At 63.0% G+C, this 1518-nt stretch carries 1 protein-coding gene; it reads left to right on the top strand.

Annotation, left to right across the window (positions count from 1 at the left end):
* Positions 1–1518 (top strand): Ig-like domain-containing protein (locus tag IB255_RS30450; RefSeq protein ID WP_192211278.1); only part of this gene is annotated, 1518 nt, incomplete at both ends.

Genomic DNA, 1518 nt, shown 5'->3' with positions numbered 1-1518 from the left:
AGGGCAGCAGCATCGATGCCACCCTGGTGGCTCACGATGCCGCTGGCAACAGTGCCGACGTGAAGGCCAGCCATGCGTACACCGTGGACCTGACCGCACCGGTAGCGACCCTGACCATCGACACCGTAGCCGGTGACGATGTCGTCAACCTCGAAGAGTCGAAGGTCCAGCAGACCATCAGCGGCAAGGCCTCGGGTGAGTTCAAGGCTGGTGATCTGGTGGCCTTTATCCTCAATGGCACCATTTACAGCGCCGCAGTGGACAAGGATGGCAGCTGGCACGTGCAGGTAGCCGGTTCGGACCTGGCCAAGGAAACCAACATCCACGCCACCCTGGTGGCCCATGACGTCGCCGGCAACGTCGGCCTCATCGTGGCCGATCATGGTTACACCGTGGACATCACGGCGCCTGCGGCTCCGACCATCGACAGCATCGTCGACAACGACGATCCGTCGAACCTGATCGACATCCCGAAAGACGGCTCGACCAACGACACCACCCCGGTTATTTCCGGTGGCGGCGCCGAACCGGGCGACATCATCCACGTCTTCGACGGCGAGACCGAACTGGGCACCGCCATTGCTGGTGAAGATGGCAAGTGGTCGTTCGAAGTTCCGGCCGACAAGGCCCTGGACGAAGGCGAACACGACTTCACCGTCAAGGCCGAAGACCCGGCTGGCAACATCAGCGATCCATCGCAGCCGTACCCGATCGTCATCGACACCACCGCACCGACCGCACCGGTCATCAAGGACGTGGTGGACAACGATGATCCGGCGCACCTGATCGATGTGCCGAAGAATGGCTCGACCAACGACACCACCCCGGTGATTTCCGGCGACGGTGCCGAGAAGGGCGACATCATCCACGTCTTCGACGGCGGCAAGGAGCTGGGCTCCACCACCGCCAAGGACGACGGCACCTGGTCGTTCGAGGTGCCGGCTGACAAGGCCCTGGCCGAAGGCGAGCACGACTTCACCGTCAAGGCGGAAGACCCGGCTGGCAACATCAGCGATGCGTCGCAGCCGTACCCGATCGTCATCGATACCACCGCGCCGGACAGCAAGACCACCCAGCTGACCATCGACACCGTGGCCGGCGACGACATCGTCAACCTGGCCGAATCCAAGGTCCAGCAGACCATCAGCGGCAAGGCCATCGGTGAGTTCCAGGCCGGCGACGTGGTGAGCTTCAAGCTCAACGGCACCGACTACAGCGCCAAGGTAGCGGCAGACGGTAGCTGGAGCGTGAAGGTGGCCGGTGCGGACCTCGCAGCGGAAACCAACATCCACGCCACCCTGGTGGCCCATGACGTTGCCGGCAACGTGGGCGTCATCGTGGCTGACCACGGTTACGAGGTGAAACTCGACTCCACCGCGCCGACCATCAAGGACGTGGTGGACAACGATGATCCGTCCAACCTGATCGACGTGCCGAAGAATGGTTCGACCAACGACACCACCCCGGTGATTTCCGGTGACGGTGCCGAGAAGGGCGACATCATCCACGTCTTCGACG

Origin of the sequence: Pseudomonas sp. PDM22 (genome assembly GCF_014851965.1) — a bacterium.
Lineage (GTDB): Bacteria > Pseudomonadota > Gammaproteobacteria > Pseudomonadales > Pseudomonadaceae > Pseudomonas.
This window is presented reverse-complemented; position numbering and strand designations above follow the sequence as displayed.